This window comes from Chryseobacterium sp. HMWF035, assembly GCF_003094695.1.
Taxonomy (GTDB): domain Bacteria; phylum Bacteroidota; class Bacteroidia; order Flavobacteriales; family Weeksellaceae; genus Chryseobacterium; species Chryseobacterium gambrini.
The window spans coordinates 1-1,269 of the sequence record NZ_QEHP01000042.1; the positions used below are offsets into that span (position 1 = coordinate 1).

Annotated in this window: 1 protein-coding gene; it reads left to right on the forward strand. The window is 34.4% G+C overall.

Translation table 11 applies throughout. The annotated features are described in order from the left end of the window. Positions 1-275 precede the first annotated feature (275 nt). Positions 276-1,073 (forward strand): transposase, encoded by a 798-nt coding sequence (locus DD829_RS06635; RefSeq protein ID WP_228408140.1) that lies wholly within the window; start codon positions 276-278, stop codon positions 1,071-1,073. Positions 1,074-1,269 lie beyond the last annotated feature (196 nt).

The window sequence follows — 1,269 nt, forward strand, 5'->3', positions numbered from 1 at the left end:
GGCATAATACTGAAAAATAGTTGGTAGAATCCTATCAAAAACTCATTGTTAGGCTGTTTGGAGGAAGTTTTATGAAACGTGTTTCATAAAACTTTTTCTTTGTCTGAAAAATGGCAAAAAAACGTTGTTGGTCTTGTTCAAGCTTGGAGGTAATTCGTTGGGGAAAACAAGGGGGAAAGCAAAGATTTAAATGTAAAAATTGCGGGATTTTATTTACTCAAAACAGAACGGAACAACGAATTAAAAATCGTTTTATCTGGTTCAAAAAATGGGTATTGGAAAGGCAGACCTACAAAACGCTTTGCAGAGACAGCAGTTATTCGAAAGATACTTTGCAGAGAACATTTTATACCATTTTAGAGCAGTCTCCTACCTTGAAGATCATCAAACGGGAAAAGGTGAATTTAAGAATGGATGCAACTTATTTTGCTCAGTTCTGTTTAGTTGCTTATCAGGATGATTTTGATGGATATACACAGCTTATCCGTTTTACCGATGGAGAACATTATGAAGAAATCAGGGAAGATTTAAACAATCTTTTACGGTTGGGCGTAAAACTGGAAAGCATTACTACAGATGGACATAAAAGCGTTTTGAAAGCCATAAATAAATCTGACGGAGACATCATTACTCAGAGATGTCTGGTTCATATTCAGAGAATGTGCCTGATCTGGCTCACAAAGTTTCCTAAACACATTGCCGGTCAGGAACTTCGAAAACACGTTTTATTATTACTGAAAATTAAAACACAAAACGATAAAATCTGGTGGAAAAATGAACTCAACGATTGGTATTTGAGACATCAGGATTATATTAATGAAAAAACAATTAATCTTGAAACCGAGAGATACTGGTATACCCACAAGCTTCTCAGACGATCGTATTTTACTATAAAACGGGCATTGCCCAATATGTTTCATTATCTGGAAAATCCCAATATTCCTAAAACAACCAATGGTATTGAGGGATATTTCAGCCATTTAAAAAATCATCTCGACCTGCACAGAGGTCTCACATTGAAAAACCGAATCAATTTCATCAAATGGTATATTTATTTTTCTAACGAAAAATAAAGTTTTTTTAGCCATAAGGTTCATCCGATAATAAACGAAAAGGTGAGGTTTACCTCACCTTAAAACTATCGTTTTGAACATTAATCCTATTGCTGAAAAGTTGATCTCCACCAGTGCTTTTGTCCTCTTCGGATTAACGTGCATAATTTATTAAAATATATCCTGAATTTCACCAACTATTTTTCAGTACATTACC